At 35.2% G+C, this 247-nt stretch carries 1 protein-coding gene; it reads left to right on the top strand.

Annotated features, from left to right (window positions below):
* Positions 1 to 23: 23 nt before the first annotated feature.
* Positions 24 to 247, top strand: a 224-nt coding sequence (locus MTCD1_RS22020; RefSeq protein ID WP_438819311.1) for a hypothetical protein, incomplete at its 3' end; no start/stop codon positions are given.

Here is a 247-nt window from a genome sequence, read left to right as displayed (position 1 = left end):
GGTATCAAACTTACCAGAAGTTCATGAAAGGTGAATGTGGCAAGCCAAAGTTTAAGTCTAAATCTGATCGTGGCTCTGTTCATCTAACCAAAGAAGTATTCAAGTTCGTTCAGTGTGATGATGGTGTTACTCGCTTATTCATTGGAACAAAAACAAATAACATAGGTTATCTATCGTTTAAATCGCATAGAAAATTCACAGAACCAAAATCAATCTATATCAAGAAAGAACGTGGCTTATACAGCAT

Origin of the sequence: Colwellia marinimaniae (assembly GCF_002207865.1) — a bacterium.
Taxonomy (GTDB): Bacteria; Pseudomonadota; Gammaproteobacteria; order Enterobacterales; family Alteromonadaceae; genus Colwellia; species Colwellia marinimaniae.
Note: the sequence above shows the minus strand (reverse complement) of the source record. Positions and strands in the feature narration are given on the sequence as shown.